Raw genomic sequence first — 20,902 nt, 5'->3', positions numbered from 1 at the left:
ATATAAATACAAACCCTTAAATTAGTTAGCTTAGGTTTATAGTAACTAAACTTGGCGCTTCTTGTTCATCAAGTTCATTTGTAACAGGCACTTTAGGAATGTCGGGTTTATCAAGGGCGATATCACCACCATTAATTACTTCACCGGTTTGTAAATTTTTAAAATCAAATAGATCAGCATCGGCCAAATGCGAAGGAACTATATTTTGCATTGCAGTAAAAATGCTTTCTATACGTCCTGGGTGCTCAGCATCCCATTTAGCGAGCATCGCTTTTGTATGTTTACGTTGTAAGTTTTCTTGCGAGCCACATAAATTACAAGGAATAATAGGGTAACCTTGTGCAAATGCGTATTGGGCTATATCGGTTTCTCTGCAATATGCAAGCGGGCGAATAACCATGTGCTCACCGTTATCACTCATTAATTTAGCGGGCATACTCTTTAGTTTACCGCCGTAAAACATATTTAAAAACAAGGTTTCAATCATGTCGTCGCGATGATGGCCAAGCGCAATTTTTGTAGCACCTAGCTCTTTTGCTGTGCGGTATAAAATACCACGACGTAAACGAGAGCAAAGTGAACAGGTTGTTTTCCCTTCAGGAATAATATCAGTAACAATACTGTAAGTATCTTCTTCTACAATTTTGTATTCAACATTTAATTTATCAAGGTATTGGGGCAATACATGCTCAGGAAAATCTGGTTGTTTTTGATCAAGGTTTACAACAACTAGATCAAACTTTATTGGTGCAACACGTTTTAAATGCTGCAGCATTTCAAGCATTGTATAGCTGTCTTTGCCACCTGATAAACACACCATTATACGGTCACCTTCTTCAATCATATTGAAGTCCATAACGGCTTGACCAGTTTGGCGACGTAAACGCTTTTGCAGCTTATTTAAGTTAAATTGAGCTTTAGCTTGATCTGAGTGTGACAATTACGCCCCCTAGTAAAACAATGCAGCAAAGTTATTTGCTAAAAATAAAGGGGCGTATTATACCCAAACCACCTGAATATGCGAGTTTAGGATGTAATTAAACGCGGTATTTTTAGCAAGTAAGGTACGTGCTGTTATTTGCTAAAATATTTTTTGGTTAATCTAGCTTTTTTGCCAACGGGCTTACGTAACCATCGGGTTTAAGTGCCAATACATCGCAGTCAAGGCTATCAATTACATGCTCTGCAGTATTACCTACAAGTGCTGCACTTAAACCTGTACGACCTACAGTACCAATAACAACCAATTCACTATTTAATCGCTTAGCCACATCAGGAATTACATCCTCTGGTAAGCCTTCTTCAATAAAACATTGTTCTTGGCTTAAATTAAATTCAGCGGCAAGTTCATTGGTTGATTCGTGGTGATGTTTTTTAACTGATTCGTTATAAAGTCCAGGGTTAAACTCAGGGATTTCGATAGCGATATTAACGGGGGTTGCAGGGTAGGCATTAACTAAATTGAGTGTTGCATTGGCGAGTCCACATAAAAATTGTGCATCTTTGATAACTCGTTTATTAAGTGCTACATGTTCTTCGTTTTCACTAACTGCATTTACAGCAGCTAAAATATTTCCGTTTGCTGGCCATGCCATTTCTTTTACAAACAATACCGGAGCTGGGCATTTACGTACTAAGTGCCAATCTGTAGGGGTGAAAATAACGGATTTAAGTGCACCATGTTGATGTGTGCCTTTAATTACTAAATCGTACTTTTCATCAATTACGGCATCAATAATAGCTTCATAAGGGCGGTTATGCCATACAACTTGAGTTTCAATACTTATATCTTTGTAGGGAGAAACCAAATCACTTAGCCATAGTTCGCGGTCTTTAACAACAGCGTCGCGCATAGCTTCTCGTTCATCGCCAGAGAGCATTGTGGTCATTTCATAAGAGAAGTCATAAACCGTCATAAAGGCGGTAATACTTGCGCCAGATTTCTTAGCTAAATCTATTGAACGTGCTAAACCGTGTTGATCGTCTTTGGTAGGGTCAATAACTGCAATAATGCGTTTAATAGTGTCCATGTGCTACTCCATTTACTTAACGGGTGTATTTTTAGTGTAACGTAAATACAAAACAGTTAAAGGGGTAGCACATAAATTGTTGTTCTAAATCAAACTATTTTATTTAGCAAGATTTAACAATTGCTGCGGCTTTAGCTAATGCATTGTTATCTAAAATAGTAATAAATTTACCTTCTACTTTAATTAAGTCAGCTTTTTGAAAACGGCTTAATAAGCGGCTAATAGTTTCTACGGTAAGGCCTAAGTAGTTACCTATTTCACCACGAGTCATGGTAAATCTAAATTCTTTACGCGAAAAACCACGCTCGCCAAAACGCTCTGACAGGTTATAAATAAAACTAGCTAAGCGTTCTTCTGCTGATTTTTTATTAAGTAATAACAGCATTTCTTGATCGTATGTAATCTCACTGCTCATTAAACGCATAATTTGTTGACGAAGTTTTGGTAATTTACCAGCAAGTTCATCAAGTGTATCAAATGGAATTTCGCATACCATTGACGTTTCGAGTGCTTGCGAAAAGCTCTGATGCGCCATTTTGCTTATCGCGTCAAAGCCCACCAAATCGCCCGCTAAATGAAATCCGGTTATTTGCTCATCGCCTTGTTCTGATAGTGTATAAGATTTAAATGAACCTGAACGTACTGCATAAATAGCTTGTAAAGGGGCGCCTGATTCAAATAAGTAGTCGCCTTTATGGAGTGGTTTTTTTCGCTCAATAATTTCGTCAAGCTTATCCATTTCTTGGCCATTGAGTGAAAATGGCAAACACAATTGACTGATACTGCAGTTATTACAGCTAATAGCACAATTGCTTTTAGCGCGACTTTGAGAGAAATCCATATTTTAATCCGTTTTTAATTTTTATGCACGACGTTGTCTAGATTAGTGTACCAGCTTGTCGGTTGCAATAATCAATAAGTAGATACCATACCAAATTATAACACTGCCTAATACAATGCGAGTCCATGGATGGTTAATAATACTATTTAGCTTTTGTGCGGTGATACCTAGAGTGATCATTGCCGGAAAAGTACCTAAAGCAAAACAAAGCATCACTAAAGCGCCATCTAAAGCACTTGGACTAGTCATCGCCCATGTAAGCGCTGAGTATACAAGTCCACAAGGCAGCCAGCCCCACAATGCACCGTAACCTAGGGCTTTAAAAGGAGAGTTAATAGGCATTAAATATTTATTTAGCTTAACAATGTGTTGCCATACCAAGGTTTTACCTATTTTCTCTAACCACTGCAGCGTAGGGCCCAAGCGCATTATATATACGCCGACTAGGAGCATAAAAATAGCTGCAATGAATGAAAGGGCTAAAGAAAAAGACGTATTTTGCCTAGCAAATTGACTGCTAATACCAGCAACAAGCGCGCCTGCTGCCATGTAGCTAAGTGCGCGTCCAATATTATAAGCAAATGAATAGGTAAATGTTTTACGTTTATCGCTTGCCAGTTGTAATGAGCTTGCAATACCGCCGCACATAGCAATGCAATGGCCGCTACCTATTAGCCCCATTAAAAATGCACTGGTATAAAGAGGATCAATCATTACTTTTGTTGTGTTGCTCTTTGTCGTCTTCAAACAAAATACTATGACCTTGTTTGTTTAAATCAGAAAACTGCTCACTTTTTACGGCCCAAAAAAACACGCCAATAGCAATAATGACAAACAAAATGGCAATGGGGATCAAAATGTAAATTATGCTCATAACTTTAATAGCCTTAGTGAATTACTAATCACGATAATTGAGCTGGCAGACATGCCAATAACAGCCATCCACGGAGCAACTAAGCCTAATGCCGCCAATGGTAATATGGACGCATTATACAATAGAGACAGCGCAAGGTTTTGCTTAATAATACGCCGGGTTTGTTTTGCAACATTGAGTAAATGATCGATTGAAGCTAAATCGCTATTAAGAAGCACTACATCGGCGCTATTTTTTGATATGTCAGCACCTGTTTCCATTGCAATGGATAAGTGTGCACTGGCAAATACAGGACTGTCGTTTACGCCATCGCCGACCATTGCAACTACTTCGTTTTGTGACGCCCATTGTTCAACGGCTGTTTGTTTATCTTGTGGCGAACATCCAGATTGCACACTTGCAAGGTTGAGTTGTTTAGCTACTTTTTTCCCTGCATCCGACGCGTCACCGGTTAACATATGACACGTTAAATTTTGCGATTGAAGTGAGTCTATAAGCTTTTGAGCATCGTTTTTCACTTTATCAATAAAGTAAAAACGTGCAACAACTTGCTTATTAATATACAAGCTCGCTTGTGCATTTGATTTTTTGCTATCAAACCAACCACTTTTACCAATTGCGTAATGATTGTTTGCATCTTGTGCGCTAATTCCCAGACCTGGATGCACTTCAACGTTATCAAGGTTGTGGTGAGCAGGGGTAATTTCATCAAATGCGCTGGCTATAGGGTGTTCAGAATAACGCTCTAACATAGCTGCCATATCTAGCACTTGCGCTTTTGTGTATTGCTTATCGATTATATCCACTTCATCAAGGCTAAATTTACCTTGGGTGAGCGTGCCTGTTTTATCAAACGCAAATAACGTAATTTGTGAGAGTGTTTCGAGCACATGTGCTTGTTTTATCAACACGCCTTTACGAGTAAGTGTTGCAACCGCGCATGTAAGTGCGGTTGGTATCGCTAAACTCAGGGCACATGGGCAGGTAGCAACTAAAACCGAAATGGTGATCCAAAATGCGTGTTCAGGGTCAATTTGGTACCAGCCAATAGCTGTAAGTGAAGCAAATATAAGTAAAGACGCAATAAACCATTGCGCAACTTTATCTGTAATTTCAACCAGTTTAGGACGTTTAGTTAATGCGTTGTGTTGCAAGCGTATAATTTGATTTAAAAGCGTATTTTGGCCAATTTTATTAATTTTTATTTCAATAACGCCGTCGTGGTTAACGCAACCGGCATAGACATTGTGACCAATAAATTTAGTGACAGGCTGGTGTTCTCCCGTCATCATTGATTCATCAACCGTAGTTTTACCTTTAATAAGTTCGCCGTCGGCAGGGATTGTTTCACCCGCTTTAATGAGTACTACGTCATTAAGTTTTAGTTTTTTGGCTGCAATTATAAGTTCTTCACCACTGTCGTTAATGGTGCGGGCTGTTAATGGCAATAATTTTTGTAAGTTGGCAGTAAATTCGCTCGCTTTTAAACGCGCTCTAAATTCAAGGTACTTACCTAATAAAAGTAAAAAGGTAAACATGCACACAGATTCAAAATACACTTCGCCGACTTGCATAAATGTGGCGTAACAACTTGCACTAAACGCACCAAAAATAGCCAGTGATACGGGTAAATCCATATTGAGCTGTTTTGCTTTTAGTCCATTTATAGCATTGGTTAAAAAGGGGAGTGCACTGTATAAAATAACCGGAGAGGCTAGTACTAAGCTGATCCATCTAAAATACTGCTCAAAATTGCTGTCCATACCGGAGAACATGCCAAAGTACATGGCAAATGCAAACATCATAACTTGCATGGTCATTAAGCCTGCAACACCTAAACGGCGAATATAGGCTTTGGCGGTTTGCTGTTTTTGTTGTGCTTCAATATCTGATTGAAACGGGTAGGCTTTATAACCAATTTTAGCTAAGGAAGTAATAACTTCACTTAATGGGGTGCTGGTTTTATCCCATTGGATCATCGCGCGGTTGGTAGATGTATTTACATCAACCCGTTTTACAGTATTTAAGCTTAAGAGTTGTTTTTCGATAAGCCATGCACACGCTGCGCAGGTTATACCTTCAACGCTCAACAATACCTCAGAGATATTATCGTTAGTGGCTATAAATTCGTCTTGAATGTCTTCGTTGTCATAACTTTTTATAAATGCGAGTTGCTCAGGTACTAGCTGTTCGACTTTTCCAGCGCGAACTGTTCGGTATTTATAGTAGTCGGTCATACCTTGATCAACAATATTTTGCGCAACAGCTTGGCAGCCAATGCAACACATCGGCTGGGCTTTATCGTCAATGATAACGCTTGCGCTAAATCCGGTTGGCACACTTTCAAGGCAATGAAAGCAAAAGTTAGACATAGTAATGACTACTTATAGTTAGGATTAACTAAAACGGTTTCAGCCGTCGGTAGAACAATGTTCTCTTTTAGTTTCCAACTACCATCAATTGGCTCAATAAATACAGAATATGCACCCGCTGTGTACTCATCAAGTAATGCAGTAAACTCTTGATTGGCATTAGGCGTAAGTGTGGCTTCAAAGTCATGCGCTTTAATGGTGCGATGGTAAAACGAGAGCTTTAATACATGCACATTGCTGCTATCGCCTTTTGTAAATTTAAAGCTTACACGTTCATTAGTAACATTTAATTCGCCGTGTAAATAAAGTGCTTTTGCTTTTTCAAACTTGGTTAATTCTAAGTTTATTGCTTTCCCTTTTTTGTAGTAGTCGTCAACAACCATATCTGGGCCGTTACCTATCGCCGTAATAAACAAGCTAATACAGCCAATAATGGCAACTAACGGAAAAAAGATTAAAAACCAAGGCCAAAAATTTTTATACCACGGAGTAGGTTGCATAGTGTCTCTAAAATTAGTTTAGGAAGCGTTATTTTATAGGAATTATACGTAAAAGACTAAAAAAAAGCCTCACAGTGGAGGCTTTTTTGATCTGGATTAATCTATTGAATTAAATAAATTAATTTATAAACATTTTATTAACCGCGTGCTTATTTATCTTGCGATAAACTGTAAACGTAGGCTGTTAATAAGTGAATCTTATCTTCACCTAAAATGTCTTTCCAAGCAGGCATTACACCAGCACGGCCGTGGTTAAGCGTTTCTTCAACAGCGCGTTGAGAGCCACCGTATAACCAAATATTATCAGTCAGGTTAGGTGCGCCAAATGGTAGGTTATGTGCAACCGACCCTTTACCATCAGCACCGTGACATGCGGCGCACATTGCAAACTTAGCGGCACCTGCTGCTGCATCTTTTTGGTTAACAGTACGGCCAGAAAGGCTCAGCACATGTGCTGTCATTTCTTTAACGCCTTGCTCGCCAAGAGCTGGGCCCCAAGCAGGCATCGCTGCAATACGACCATTAAGCAGAGTTTCTCTAATTTTGTCTGGTGTACCGCCATATAACCAATCTTTATCAGTTAGGTTAGGGAAGCCAGTTCCACCACGCGCATCAGAGCCGTGACATTGCGCACAGTTTTGTGAGAATAAACGCTGACCAATTTCGATGGCTAATTGGCCATCTGTTTGCTCATGTTTGTCGCCATTTTTTAGAGCAACTTGCTGCGCTGCGTCACCTTCAAACTTAGAATTAACTAAATCTAAAACCGGCACTTGTGCAAGTCGGTTAAAAATAGGACCAAAGCGTTCTTCTGCGGCTTCGTACTCTTTATCGAGTTTAACAAAACGACCTTCAGCTTTGGCCTCTGCAACTGCTTTTTTAGACTCAGCTAAAGACGTAATACCTTGATTAGAACTAGTCCATTTACCTAACCCTTCCCAGTTACCTAAACCTGGGTAAGCTGCAAGGTAATATACTGACCAAATAAAAGTTGCGAAAAACATGTAAGTCCACCATTTTGGTAGTGGATTATTTAGCTCTTCAATGCCGTCAAATTCATGTCCACAGCTTTCACCTTCTTTTACGCCAGCATAGTTTTTTAAGTTCCAAACTAATAAGCCAAAGATGATGCATAAGCATGCAAGGGTTAATACAATAACCCAAATACTCCAAAAGCTAGTCATTTTTCAGACTCCTTTTCCTCGTTAGAGAGTGTGTTGTTATGTTTTTTTTCATCTTCGAAAATGGCATTAGCAGCGCTATCAAAACGATTTTTGCTACGCTTGCTGTATGCCCATACAACAATCACAATAAACAATACTAAAATTACCAGAGTCAAAATGCCTCTGTATGTTCCGTAATCCATAATAATTTACTTCAAGTGGGTACCAAGTTGCTGTAAATACGCGATTAGAGCTTGCATCTCTGTTGCGCCTTCGCCGTTATTCATAGCGTTAACTTTTTCAACATCAGCTTTAAGTTCTTCGTCGCTGCCATAACCTAGGCCCGGGTGTTTAGGGTTTTCTGGGTTAATAGCAAAAGTATCACGGAAAATTTGTAGTTTTTTCAGAGTCAGGCTTGTATCTACCTTATCCTCTGCTAACCAAGGAAAACCTGGCATATTCGACTCAGGAACCACGGCACGTGGGTCAACTAAGTGAGCATAATGCCAATCGTCCGAGTAACGTTTACCAACGCGAGCAAGGTCAGGACCAGTACGTTTAGAACCCCATTGGAAAGGGTGATCCCATACTGATTCGCCTGCTACAGAGTAGTGACCGTAACGCTCAACTTCATCACGAAAAGGGCGGATCATTTGTGAGTGACAGTTATAACAACCTTCACGTACATATATATCACGGCCTTCCATTTCTAAAGCGTTAAGAGGGCGTAGGCCTTCTACTGGTTTAGTTGTGTCGTCTTGGAACATTAGCGGAGTAATTTCAACTAATGCACCAAAGCTGATAGCAAAAACAGTCAGAATAGCCATAAGGCCAACGTTTTTTTCTACTATCTCATGTTTATTTTGTGAATTTTTATTGCTCATCATCTCACTCCGTTATGCTAATTGTGCTTGCGCGTCTAACTTCAGAGATTCTTTCTCAGCTGAAATTGTACGGAAAACGTTATAAGCCATAACTAACATGCCTGTTACGATGAATACACCGCCTACAAAACGCATGATGTAGAAAGGATGCGACGCTTCTAAAGACTGCACAAAGCTGTACATTAATGTACCGTCAGCATTCACTGCACGCCACATTAGACCTTGCATTACACCAGAGATCCACATTGCAACAATGTATAAAACAACACCTACAGTGTGTAACCAGAAGTGGGTATTAACCAATTTAACGCTATACATACGACCTTGCGCAAATAACGCAGGAATTAAGTGGTAAATAGCACCAATTGAAATCATAGCAACCCAACCTAGCGCACCTGAGTGTACGTGGCCGATTGTCCAATCTGTGTAGTGAGATAACGCATTTACAGATTTAATTGCCATCATAGGACCTTCAAACGTAGACATACCGTAGAAAGACAATGAAACAACTAAGAAGCGTAATACTGGGTCAGTGCGTAGTTTATGCCACGCACCAGACAGTGTCATAATACCGTTGATCATACCACCCCAAGACGGTACGAATAAGATAATAGACATAACCATACCTAAACTTTGCGTCCAATCAGGAAGTGCAGTGTAGTGAAGGTGATGAGGACCTGCCCAGATGTATAATGAAATTAGTGCCCAAAAGTGAACAACCGATAAACGGTATGAGTAAACTGGGCGACCTGCTTGTTTTGGTACAAAGTAATACATCATACCTAAGAAACCAGCAGTTAATAGGAAACCTACAGCGTTATGACCGTACCACCACTGGACCATCGCATCTACCGCACCTGCATAGATTGAGTATGATTTAGTTAACGACACAGGCACAGCCATGCTGTTTACAATATGAAGCACTGCAACAGTAATTATAAAGCCAGCATAGAACCAGTTAGCAACATAAATGTGCGACACTTTACGCTTGATTAAAGTACCAAAGAATACAATGGCGTAAACAATCCAAACCACAGCGATTAAAATATCGATTGGCCACTCAAGTTCTGCATATTCTTTTGAGCTAGTAATACCTAAAGGAAGCGTTATTACTGCTAATACTATAACCAGCTGCCAGCCCCAAAATGAAAAGGCGGCGAGTTTGTCTGAGAAAAGACGCGTTTGACAAGTACGTTGTACGACGTAATAAGACGTCGCAAAAAGTGCACTAGTACCAAATGCGAAAATTACTGCGTTCGTGTGTAACGGACGTAGTCGAGAGTATGTTAACCATGGTGTATCAAAGTTAAGTGCTGGCCAAGCTAATTGGGCAGCAATCAGAACCCCAATACTCATGCCAACGATGCCCCAAATCACTGTCATAATAGCGAATTGGCGTACAACTTTATAGTTATACTCAGTTTGTGATGCTACTGTTTGGCTCATTTTCTGGCTTCCGCTGCAATAAATGCGTTTAGAAATGAATTACCCACTTTTAAAAAGTGGGGCCTACTATTACTTCACAAGCATGTTACCTAAAACGTTCAAAGCATGAATGCTTCAGAAAACAAACTCGAGAAACCCTTAATTTTTGCGGGTGAAATGATAAATTTTTTGACCTAAAAAAGATAGGTCAATTACGTAATATTATGACATCAATCAAACTTTGTGAGCTTGTTGTTTATTTTTTGATACAGTTTGTGCCATATTTCGACTAATAGTAACACTCCCACTTGTTATTTATAGACCCGATTATTAGTATTCGCTTTTATTTACAGCGAGATTGTTATGCTTATATATAGATTACCCATATTTTTTGTAGCGTTTTTTTTATTAATAGCATGTGATTTTTCTGAAAAAAATGAAGCCCAGCTTCTAAAAACAACGCAATGTGATGCCAATTTACCATGTACTTTCCCAAGTGGTGTTAAAGTATGGTTAAGCAATTCTACACTTTCCCCCGAAACTCCATTTACAATTTTTAGTGAGCTACCAAACGGATTGCACATTACAGACGCAAAATTAAAAGGCGTTACTATGTATATGGGGTACATACCTCAACAGTTCATAAAAAAGGGTGGACTTTGGCAAAGCAACACTATGGTCGGTATTTGCTCTGAAAAGAATATGCTTTGGCGCTTGGAGCTTACAATACTTAATCAAACATCTTCAGTAGAACAAGTACTTAACTATAATTTTTATGTAACGTACTAACATATAAAGTTACGATATTTAAATTAATTAGATCACCCAGAAGCGGTTTATCTTTCGAGATTGAATTTTCAGCAGAATGCACCGTTTTTAGGCAGCGTACGCCTGTGCAGTATTTTAATTTCAACCAAGCGGTGATAACGCAGTATAAATGCCAAACATGTGCCGCCCTATGAATTAGACCTAGGGGCGATTTCCCTTTGTAGCTCGCTTTTTTAGCCTGCATGGTTACAAATCTCGCGCCGTGATCAAATTCCATTACGTAGAACAAACTTAATTCTGCAAGGTCAACAGTCCTTAAAGCTTTTACATAAATTAGCACGTATTAAGTTTTTATTGATTGGGTAGGAACTTATTAAAGTGATGACGCAATTTATGACCTAACCTTGTTGATAGCCATTCCTAGTTTATATCCACAGTCCTACACTAAAGAATAAGTAATCCGATTTCAGGTTAAGCAAAGCCCAGTTCTGATCACTTGTAACTACTAGGCCAGCAAAAAACATTTTAAAGAGATATTTTGAACAGCGAGTATTTGGTGTTTAATAATTATTGTCAGCTATCTATAAAGCAACGGTACGAAACAGGCTTTTACTTAAGCTAAAAAGTAAATGTATGCTTTTAAAATAAATATCTAAAAGTAAGCCATGGCTAAAATTATATTTACTTTTGATGTGATTTTAAAAAGTTCAATTTTTAATGTTTCCTGAATAAAAAATTTCTCCTGAAACGCCTCCTAAGCAGCTAAATAAGACTAATTAATCGCTCATTCTGCATAAATATGGTTAGTAATTAACATTTAGTTTTGCGGTTTTAATAATGCGCTGTGATTAACTTGTTAATTAATCAAATATCGGGATATTTTTCCACTAATTACATTTGATTACAAAGTGAATCACTTTGATTTCAGGTGTTTTTCGAATGTATCATAAATCATATAAGCCACTGATATTTATGTGTATTTATTAATTAACAATGAAACAATCTGTAACGTGTGTACCTTTACTGGTTATTCTATTTTTACAGAAATTAAAATTTGACCGCTCGTTAAGTTTTCGTTCAGTTAAAAGCGCCTAAGTTGCCGACCTGACTCACTATTCTTATAACAAGTGAGCATTACCAATCACGGTAAATTTCCAACAAGTAGGGTTCTTTAATGAAAAAATCAACTCTTGGTTTAGCTGTAATCGCAGCAATCCCGATGTTCTCAAGTGTGCAAGTTTTAGCGGCTGACGAAGCAGCAAAATCAATCGAAAAGATTCAAATTACGGGTTCTCGCATTAAGCGTTCTGACATGGAAACCGCTAGCCCAGTAACGCTAATTGGCGCAGATGAAATCAGAGCTTCTGGCGCAACATCTGTAGACAGTGTGCTTCAACAAATGACAGCCACTGGCGGTGCAATGACTAATCCTGGCGTGAACAATGGTTCAGGCGGTAATGCATCTATTGATCTTCGTGGCTTAGGTTCACAGCGTACTTTAGTGCTTGTAAATGGTCGCCGTATGATCAACTCAGGTACTGGCGCTTCATCAACTGTTGATTTGAACACTATTCCAGTATCAATGATCAAACAAATTGAAGTGCTTAAAGACGGTGCTTCAGCTGTATACGGCACAGATGCGGTTGCAGGTGTAGTAAATATCATTCTTAAAAATGATTTTGAAGGGTTAGATTTAAACGTTAATTCAGCAATGACATCTAAACATGATGCATCTGAAACGTCGATTGACTTTACTGTAGGTACTTCATTCGATAAAGGTAATATCGTTTTTGGTGCGCAGTACACTAATCGTGGAGAAGCAAGCCAAGCTGATCGTGGTTTTTCAAATTGCCCATTATTTGAAGGCGACAATGGTCTTTACTGTGGTGGTTCTTCGTTCAGCGAAGGCGGACACATTTACAACGTAAACACTGCTGGCATAGTAAACAGTGATGGCGAAATAGAACAACAAGGCGTTGCAAATGATAGCGGCTTAAGCGGACTTGGTGGTAGCTTACATCGCTTTACCGATGCAGCTGATGCATATAACTATGCAGCAAAGAGCTACTTATACACACCTATGGAACGTTTAAACATTACAGGTGTTGGTAAATATGAAATAAGTGATGATACTAGACTTTTCAGTGAATTTACTTATACCAAGCGTTGGTCTGAGCAACAATTAGCACCGCAACCTATTAATTTTGGTTTTACTTATGCTGATAGCATGGGTGATAGTTTATTAAGCCAAACTTATGATAAACGTCAAGTTGCTAATAATGCATTTGTAAAAGATGCAGATGATAATTACGTAACTACAGCAACTAACTACGCTTACAATGACAAGATTAGCTACCGTCGTCGTATGGCTGAAAGTGGTACGCGTGATTTATCTCAAACGGTTGATACCGTTCGTATCGTGCTAGGCGCTGAAGGTGAAATTAGCGATTACTCTTGGGATTTTTCTGCAAACTTTGGTCGTAACGACTCTGTAGATAAAATGAGTAACTTGCACAATGTTTCTGCAATTAATTCTGCAATTGAAGCCGGTACATTTAATCCGTTAGATGAAGCAGCTTGGGCTCAGTCAAATGTACAAGAGTATATTTACACAGAACAAAACTCAGGTGGCAGCCAGTTATTTATCCTAGCGGCATCACTTTCAGGTGAACTATTTGAAATGCCTGCTGGCTATGCAGCATTTGCAGCCGGTGTTGAACACCGTCAAGAAAAAGCTTGGTACACACCTGATTCAATTGCAGCACAAGGTTTAGGCAATGACCCTCGTGTAGATCCAACAAGCGGTGGCTTTGATGTAAATGAAGCGTTTGTTGAATTTGCAATTCCTTTATTAGCTGATGCATCTTTTGCTGATTCTATCGAACTAAGTGCAGCGATTCGTGCGTTTGATTACAGCACATTCGGTTCAGATGAAACTTGGAAACTAGGCTTAACTTGGCGTGTAAATGATGAACTAATGCTACGCGGTGTTCGTTCTACGGCATTCCGTGCACCAACTGTAGATGAGCTTTATTCAGGTAACGCGCCATCTTATGAACAAGTAAGCTACCCAGGTGCTGATAGCCAAGCAGAAGTAACTGTTGGTGGTAACCAAAACCTAACACCTGAAGAAGCTGATACGCTTACATTTGGTGTTGTATATGAGCCAGAATGGTTTGAAGGCTTTTCAATGACGTTAGATTACTACGACATTGAAATCGAAAATGCTATTTCTACTTACAACAACCAATTTGTAGTTGACCAATGTATTGGTAATGCAAATAGTAGCTCTAATGATGTATGTACTAGTACTTCAGCCGTATTCCAAGCTGATGGCCGTATTGTTTTCAATAACCAACTACGTAACATTGGTTCAGAGAAAACATCTGGTATCGATTTAAACCTTAACTACTCATTTGATGCGTTAGGTTTAGCGTGGAAAGCAGGCCTAGATACAACTTACTTAGATGAGTATGTTGTTGATACTGGTGCTATCGTAGATTATTCAGGATTAATTACCAGTGGTTCAGGTGGTTACGCAGACATTAAGTCAAACTTTAGCTTAAAAGTTAAAGGCGATAACTGGGATGCTACTTATGAAGCTCGTTACATAGCGGGTATGGATAGCTTTGCATGTGTTAGCGATGATAGCTGTTATGCACCAACTACACCATCAGTTGTATACCACGACATTAGCGCATCTTACATGATCAATGATGTATTGACCGTTTCTGCTGGTGTTAATAACATGTTTGATAAAGAGCCACCGTATTACTCAGGTAACAATGACTCAAACACTGACCCATTTACATATGATGTACTAGGTCGCCGTTTATTTGCTGGTGTTAATATTAAACTTTAATTAGCAATATAAATTGATTAAGGCTTAGTATTTACTGGGCCTTTTTTATTGAACAAAACGAAGGAGGCAAGTACACTTAAAGAGTAAATTAGAAGGAGAACTGATTGTTAAAACAAGACGAAAACTTATCTTTTGTCATTGAACCAGAACTGAACCCCCGTTCTGAGCAGCGTATTGATCTGTACTTTTCGATTCCGAACGAAATGGGGATTAATCCGCAAACCCTCACTGAAGAATCCTACTTTAATAACCATTTTAAATCGCACTTAGCGTATAACGCTAATAATATTCATTTGCCCTTGGTGCGAAGTCGTTTTGTTAGTAAAAACAAAGGCGAACAGCAAGATTACCGGCAAAATCTTAATTTATTCTGTTACCAAGTACGTTTAGCACTCGACGCCGATATAAAAGATGCGTTAAAAATTAGCGAGGCTGATGATTTTTATAAACGCGCCAATGAAGTGTACGAACAAAGTGAAGGACTTTTAAAAAAGCTGCGTCGATATACGCCTGATGATGAAAAGTTACTGCCATTTTTTACCAATGCCGATAATTACTTGAGTTGGCATGTTGAGCAATCTTTTTTAAAGCTTTTAGATGAAGGTCCACGTAGCAGCGATTATGCAAAAGAACGTAATGAGTTACTGCAATTTTGTAAAAATGAAAATACGTACCGCGCTGATAAAAATTATAATTCTGAAACCACCATGCAAGATGCTAATCGAATAACGAATAAGATGCGCTTGCTACAACGCTTAATTGAGCATGGCGTTATATTACAGCGGCAAACGCGATTTTTGAATAGCTATCTAAAACGTTTGGTTAAAGGTACAGTGACGGCCGTTATAATGGCTTTTGTGATGGTGGTAATATTAAACGCGCGCTCAAGTTTTACAGAAGTAACTGCAACCCTTATTTTGATTTTAGGGGTGATCTATGGCTTACGAGAAATATTTAAAGAAGACATAACACGTGTAATCTGGCGGGCTATTGTGCAGGGTAGACCTAAATGGCGATTTAGTTTTAAAAATAGCATTACTAAAGATAAAATAGCGAGTCAGTTTATTTGGCTCGAATACACACGTTTTAAAAAAATCCCTAAAGAAGTTAAATCTATCTTTTCAAAACGTCGTCAGCAAAATAAACAAGCGGCTCAGTGGTTGCATTTTGCAAGTGAAACGCGTGTAAGCGCAAAAGAATTTTTACCAGGTTATGATACGCTACAGCAAACATTACATTTTAACCTTGCACCGTTTGCACGTTACTTAAAGCGGGGGAGGGGAAGTTATATCATTTAGACAGTAATAAAATTTCTAAGCAGGCAGTAGAAAGGCGCTATCAATTAAACATGGTGCTGGTGTTAACTGAAGAGGATAAAAAGCTTTACCAACGTTATAAAATCACCCTTAATCGCAGTAAAATAGTCAATATAGAACTTATTTATTCTACAAAATAATACGCCTTTTATTAAAAACATGATCATTCTAGCGAATTAAATAACTCACTAATTTAATGCAATTAGTATAAAAAAGGAGGGCAGACTTAAATCTGCCCTCCTTTTTTATAAGTATACGTCTATTTAGTTAAACCGTGCTTACTGTATAAAGTTACTTTATCTGATACTAATGTGATTTCTATATTTTTAGTCTCATCACCCCAAACGCAATTAGTATGAAGTGTTTTTTCTACACAGTTATCCGCACTACCTAATAGTGTTTCTACTTCAGTTTTATCCATTCCGATTTCTATTTTTTCGTAATTCTCTAAGCTTACTTTTGAACAAGCTGCAAGGCTAAGTGTAGCCACAATAATGAGGAGTTTTTTCATTGTTATTTCCTATTTGGTAAATACGATTAATGATTAAATTTTCTTATTTGTACAATCATTCCCATACGAGGATGATCAAAGTAATGAATCTCGCTGCTTATCACACGTCTAAACTGTGAAAAGCGGGCTGATTCTATGTCGCCATTTTCTAGCTTTTGACTGATATCAAAATCGGCTGTTATGTAGAGATAATGACGTAGATGGATTTTAAATAAGCCCTCTAATTCCCAATTAACGTTTAGTTTATCTGGATCGTTAAATAGCTTAGGTTGGGAGTTTAGTAAGCTGACAAAATCGGGGTTTGAGTAGCTAGGAATGGTGTTTATGTTATTTCTTATATGTTTACCTGCAATTAAGCGCACGCTTGGTGCACGGGACTTACTCGCTTCTTCAAAGCGCCAACCAGTATGCAGAATAGGTGTTAATCCTTTTCGTACAAGCTCTGTGTATTGAGTTTTAAACTGTAATTGTTCAGGTGATAAGAGATAGGTTTGTTCCATAGTTTCTTGCGTTTCAGCAATTGGCGTTACCGGGAGTTCATCGTAGCTTTGTATATAGTCAATACTATCGTCACACACATTCGACTGTGGATTTAGATTAACTAAAGAGTCGGTAAATGAGCGTTTTTGAAAACGAACGTCACCATCAATACACGCTTGCATTGCTTGCTCTTTATAAAGAGGTGTTAGTAAGTCTAGGGTGTTCTTATCTTCGATAGCTTTGTGTTTAAGGCTAAAGTCTTCTTGTAAGTAAGGGGCGGGGAGTTGTTTAAATACAAGCACCTCAACCTCAAACCAACGCTCTGCAAATGCAGTGCTGCTAAATAAGCAGCATAAAACAACAAGCGATTTTTTTAGCAACATTAATGGCTAACCTTTTTTTCGAAATCTGCAATCATTGCAGTGACCATTTTTAAGCGTTCGCGGGCATTTGCCTCACTAATTGCAAAGCGCAGTTTATTTGCGCCATCCATTTTGTACACCTTAGGCGCACTTTGTATCAAGCCAATGATGAAGCTAGGGTTAACCTTGGTATCTTGGCTAAACTCAAAGTAACCGCCTTTAGGGTTCGCTTCAATTTTTGTAATGCCTAAATTACTGGCTTGCATTTTAAGTTGCTGCAGGCTAAATAAGTTTTTAGCAGCATCAGGCAGTAAACCAAAACGGTCTATCAACTCGACCTGTAGTTCATCCATATCATCAAGGTTAGCACAACTAGCAACGCGCTTGTACATACCTAAGCGTGCATTTACATCGTGTATGTAGTCATCAGGTAATAATGCAGCCAGTTTTAAATCTACTTCGGTTTGTTTTTGAAGTAGGTTTTCAAGCGTTGGTTCTTTACCTTCGCGCAGCGCATTTACTGCTTGTTCGAGCATTTCCATATACAAACTAAAGCCGATGGTTTGCATTTGACCTGATTGATCATCGCCAAGTAACTCACCCGCACCACGTATTTCTAAATCGTGTGTAGCGAGGGCAAAACCTGCACCTAAATCTTCTAACGATTCGATTGCTTGTAAGCGTTTGCTCGCATCTTTAGAAAGCGCTTTAGGGTCACCTGTTAGTAGGTAGGCATACGCTTGATGGTGGCTTCGACCCACTCGCCCACGTAATTGGTGTAATTGCGCAAGGCCGAGTTTATCTGCTCTATCCATAATAATGGTATTGGCCGTAGGTACATCGATACCTGTTTCGATAATTGTGGTACATACCAGCACGTTGTATTTTTGATGATAAAAGTCAGTCATTATTTGCTCAAGCTCTTGCTCGCGCATTTGGCCATGAGCTGTAGTCACACTCGCTTCCGGCACCCATTCACTAATTTCTTGTGCAACACGCTCAATAGTTTCTACATTGTTATGCAAAAAGTAAACTTGGCCACCGCGTTTAATTTCTCGCAGTACTGCTTCGCGTATTAGTTCTACATCGCGTTGACGCACAAAGGTTTTTACCGCTAAACGTTTAGCAGGCGGCGTTGCGATTATTGATAAATCGCGCATGCCGCTCATGGCCATGTTAAGTGTACGAGGTATTGGCGTTGCAGTCAGTGTGAGTATGTCTACGTCAGCGCGCAGTGCTTTAATTTTCTCTTTTTGGCGAACACCAAAGCGATGCTCTTCATCAACAATAAGTAAGCCTAAATCGTTAAATTTAATGTCTTGTTGAATAAGTTTATGTGTGCCAATAACTATGTCGAGCTTACCGTTGGCCATTTTCTCAAGCGTGTCTTTTTGCTCTTTAGTGGAGTTAAAGCGTGAAAGTACACCAACTTCAATAGGAAAATCAGCAAAACGGTCTTTAAAGTTTTCATAATGCTGCTGAGCCAGCAAGGTGGTAGGCACTAAAATTGCCACTTGTTTATCATCGTTAACTGCTACAAAAGCAGCGCGCATGGCCACTTCTGTTTTACCAAAGCCTACGTCACCACACACTAAGCGGTCCATGGCTTGTTTTGATTGCATATCGCCTAACACTGCTTCTATGGCGTTGCGCTGATCGTCTGTTTCTTCAAACGGGAAGCTATCGCTAAATTGACGATATGCGGGGGCGTCTAGAGTAAATTTATTACCAGGTTTTGCTTGGCGCTGTGCATAAATGTCGAGTAATTCTGCTGCTACATCACGAACTTTTTCAGCCGCACGTTTTTTTGCTTTTTCCCATGCATCTGAGCCAAGCTTATGCAGCGGGGCGCTGCCTTCTTCACCACCAGAGTAACGACTCAGCATATGCAATGCAGATACTGGCACGTACAATTTAGCTTCACTTGCGTAAGTAATCGTAACAAACTCAGTAACTACACCTGCAGCATCAATTGTTTGCAAACCTTGGTAACGCCCAACACCATGATCGAGATGCACAACAGGTTGACCTTCTTTGAGCTCTGCTAAATTACGGATTAGTGCATCTTGGCTGGCTTCGTACTTGTGCTTGCGGCGTCTGCGCTGAGATACTTTTATGCCAAGCAGTTCTTGCTCGGTAATAATAGAAAGGCTTGGCTTAGTGCCAAGTACGACACTTTGCTCGAGCGGACTTACTATTAAGCCTACGTCACTTGCACTTTTTATAAATTGTTCGAGTGTTTCAAATTCTTTAAATTTTAAACCGCTTGGTTTTAAAATGCTCAGCAATGATTCGCGACGACCGTCCGATTCAACACTGAGTAATATGCGGCCTTTTTTCTTTTTTTGTTCTGCTACATAATTTATAAACGCGCCATAAGGTTCATGCTGTTTATGGTCTATTCGAATTGCTGGCAGCTCGCTAACGCTTAAGTTTTTATTACCTGCTTTAGTGCCAAGCTTTGCAAGGGATAATCTAATACGTGCAAAATTGCCTAAATTAGAAAACAGCTCTTCAATAGGCTGATAAAGCGCATTAGGTTCAAGTAATGGACGAAGTGGGTCAACTCTGCGGTTTTCATAGCGTACATTTACATCGTGCCAAAAGTTATCTGCCGCATGCTCTAAATCACCCAGCTGCATAACGGTTGTTGTATCTGGCAGGTAGTCAAAAATAGTCGCGAGCTTTTCAAAAAACAACGGCATGTAGTATTCAATACCTGCAGGCCAGTTACCTTTGCTTACTTGCATGTATACTGAATCTTGCTGCGAGCTTGCGCCAAATTTTTCACGGTAGCTTATTCTAAAACGTTCAATATCAGCGTCGTTAGTAGGAAATTCATGCGCTGGAAGTAGCTCAATTTTATCTACTTTTTCATCAGAACGCTGCGTTTCTACATCAAATAAGCGAATTGTGTCGAGTTCGTCATCAAAAAAATCGAGTCTAAATGGATGCGGGCTACCCATTGGATATAAGTCAACGATAGAGCCGCGTATAGCGTATTCACCGTGCTCCATTACTTGTTGAACATTTAAATAACCAGCTTGTTCTAAGTTGTCACGAAAGTTATGTGTGTCTAGCTTGTCGCCTACTTTAAAGTTTATTGTTGAACCGTAAATAAACGAGGCTGGGGCTGTGCGCAACATTAAGGTAGATACAGGCACAATTAACACACTTTGTTGTTCTTTTTTTAAGGTGTTTAATGTCGCTAATCGGGCTGAAATAATATCTTGATGGGGAGAAAAGTGATCGTATGGCAGAGTTTCCCAATCAGGAAATACCATTACCGGGTTATCGGGTAATAAATATTCTAATTCTGTTTCAAGGCGCAGTGCGCTTGGTGTATCAGGCGTAACAATTAAGACTAAGTTGTCTTGTTGTTTAACGCCTTCAGCAATGGCAATACTTAAACCACTTCCGCTTAGCTGGCCCCATTGAATTTTATCTTTTTGAGATTTTACCCAAGGCAAGGCTGCCCATTGCTCAAACGCCATTTATTACTCCATTTATAGTT

General features: G+C 39.2%; 16 protein-coding genes and 1 pseudogene. 3 read left to right on the top strand and 14 right to left on the bottom strand.

The genetic code is table 11. The features are described 5' to 3' along the window. Window positions 1-25: 25 nt before the first annotated feature. The 11 genes from ttcA to ccoN form a co-directional block, all read right to left on the bottom strand. Window positions 26-940, bottom strand: coding sequence for a tRNA 2-thiocytidine(32) synthetase TtcA (gene ttcA / locus AOR04_RS10835; protein ID WP_096793347.1), 915 nt, complete (start codon window positions 938-940; stop codon window positions 26-28). A 157-nt stretch (window positions 941-1,097) separates the two neighbouring features. Continuing rightward, window positions 1,098-2,030, bottom strand: a complete 933-nt coding sequence (uspE, locus tag AOR04_RS10830) for a universal stress protein UspE (protein ID WP_007375304.1) — start codon at window positions 2,028-2,030, stop codon at window positions 1,098-1,100. Window positions 2,031-2,133: 103 nt separating this feature from the next. Continuing rightward, window positions 2,134-2,871, bottom strand: coding sequence for an FNR family transcription factor (locus tag AOR04_RS10825; protein WP_007375303.1), 738 nt, complete (start codon window positions 2,869-2,871; stop codon window positions 2,134-2,136). Between the two features lie 42 nt (window positions 2,872-2,913). After that, window positions 2,914-3,585, bottom strand: coding sequence for a sulfite exporter TauE/SafE family protein (locus AOR04_RS10820; protein WP_033028309.1), 672 nt, complete (start codon window positions 3,583-3,585; stop codon window positions 2,914-2,916). Then, on the bottom strand, window positions 3,578-3,745 hold the full coding sequence (gene ccoS / locus AOR04_RS10815; protein ID WP_002963071.1) for a cbb3-type cytochrome oxidase assembly protein CcoS: 168 nt from the start codon (window positions 3,743-3,745) through the stop codon (window positions 3,578-3,580). Before ccoS ends, AOR04_RS10820 begins: the two co-directional genes overlap by 8 nt. Next, window positions 3,742-6,117 carry a heavy metal translocating P-type ATPase gene (locus AOR04_RS10810; RefSeq protein WP_096793346.1) on the bottom strand — a complete coding sequence of 792 codons (2,376 nt, stop codon included), beginning with the start codon at window positions 6,115-6,117 and terminating at the stop codon, window positions 3,742-3,744. The genes ccoS and AOR04_RS10810 overlap by 4 nt, the downstream gene beginning before the upstream one ends. 8 nt (window positions 6,118-6,125) lie before the next feature. Next, entirely contained in the window at window positions 6,126-6,617 is a 492-nt protein-coding gene (locus tag AOR04_RS10805) for a FixH family protein (RefSeq protein WP_096793345.1), read from the bottom strand. Window positions 6,618-6,766: 149 nt separating this feature from the next. Beyond that, on the bottom strand, window positions 6,767-7,801 hold the full coding sequence (ccoP, locus tag AOR04_RS10800) for a cytochrome-c oxidase, cbb3-type subunit III (RefSeq protein WP_007375299.1): 1,035 nt from the start codon (window positions 7,799-7,801) through the stop codon (window positions 6,767-6,769). Beyond that, window positions 7,798-7,983 (bottom strand): CcoQ/FixQ family Cbb3-type cytochrome c oxidase assembly chaperone, encoded by a 186-nt coding sequence (locus AOR04_RS10795; protein WP_024597380.1) that lies wholly within the window; start codon window positions 7,981-7,983, stop codon window positions 7,798-7,800. Before AOR04_RS10795 ends, ccoP begins: the two co-directional genes overlap by 4 nt. A gap of 6 nt (window positions 7,984-7,989) precedes the next feature. Continuing rightward, window positions 7,990-8,664, bottom strand: a complete 675-nt coding sequence (ccoO, locus tag AOR04_RS10790) for a cytochrome-c oxidase, cbb3-type subunit II (RefSeq protein ID WP_033016430.1) — start codon at window positions 8,662-8,664, stop codon at window positions 7,990-7,992. Window positions 8,665-8,676: 12 nt separating this feature from the next. Continuing rightward, complete coding sequence (gene ccoN / locus AOR04_RS10785; RefSeq protein WP_002961515.1) at window positions 8,677-10,110, bottom strand: cytochrome-c oxidase, cbb3-type subunit I; 1,434 nt, start codon at window positions 10,108-10,110, stop codon at window positions 8,677-8,679. 342 nt (window positions 10,111-10,452) lie between these two features. On the opposite strand from ccoN, the gene AOR04_RS10780 reads away from it, so the two are divergent. The 3 genes and pseudogenes from AOR04_RS10780 to AOR04_RS10765 all read left to right on the top strand — a co-directional run bounded on the left by AOR04_RS10780 (window position 10,453) and on the right by AOR04_RS10765 (window position 16,175). Then, a complete protein-coding gene (locus AOR04_RS10780; protein WP_096793344.1) occupies window positions 10,453-10,878 on the top strand; it encodes a hypothetical protein in 426 nt (141 codons plus the stop codon). Window positions 10,879-12,031: 1,153 nt separating this feature from the next. Continuing rightward, window positions 12,032-14,719, top strand: coding sequence for a TonB-dependent receptor (locus AOR04_RS10770; RefSeq protein ID WP_007375297.1), 2,688 nt, complete (start codon window positions 12,032-12,034; stop codon window positions 14,717-14,719). A gap of 104 nt (window positions 14,720-14,823) precedes the next feature. Then, window positions 14,824-16,175: pseudogene (locus AOR04_RS10765) on the top strand (hypothetical protein). 119 nt (window positions 16,176-16,294) lie between these two features. Here the strand turns inward: AOR04_RS10765 and AOR04_RS10760 are convergent. The 3 genes from AOR04_RS10760 to mfd are packed head-to-tail and all read right to left on the bottom strand — an operon-like array spanning window position 16,295 to window position 20,882. Further along, the gene (locus AOR04_RS10760; RefSeq protein ID WP_007375295.1) at window positions 16,295-16,546 is read right to left on the bottom strand and encodes a hypothetical protein; all 252 of its coding nucleotides are present in this window, start codon (window positions 16,544-16,546) and stop codon (window positions 16,295-16,297) included. Between the two features lie 26 nt (window positions 16,547-16,572). Next, window positions 16,573-17,409, bottom strand: coding sequence for a peptidoglycan binding protein CsiV (locus tag AOR04_RS10755; RefSeq protein WP_008139176.1), 837 nt, complete (start codon window positions 17,407-17,409; stop codon window positions 16,573-16,575). After that, window positions 17,409-20,882, bottom strand: a complete 3,474-nt coding sequence (mfd, locus tag AOR04_RS10750; protein WP_096793342.1) for a transcription-repair coupling factor — start codon at window positions 20,880-20,882, stop codon at window positions 17,409-17,411. The genes AOR04_RS10755 and mfd overlap by 1 nt, the downstream gene beginning before the upstream one ends. Window positions 20,883-20,902: the final 20 nt, after the last annotated feature.

Source organism: Pseudoalteromonas sp. 1_2015MBL_MicDiv (assembly GCF_002407505.1).
In the GTDB taxonomy this organism is placed as follows: Bacteria; Pseudomonadota; Gammaproteobacteria; order Enterobacterales; family Alteromonadaceae; genus Pseudoalteromonas; species Pseudoalteromonas fuliginea.
Note: the sequence above shows the minus strand (reverse complement) of the source record. Positions and strands in the feature narration are given on the sequence as shown.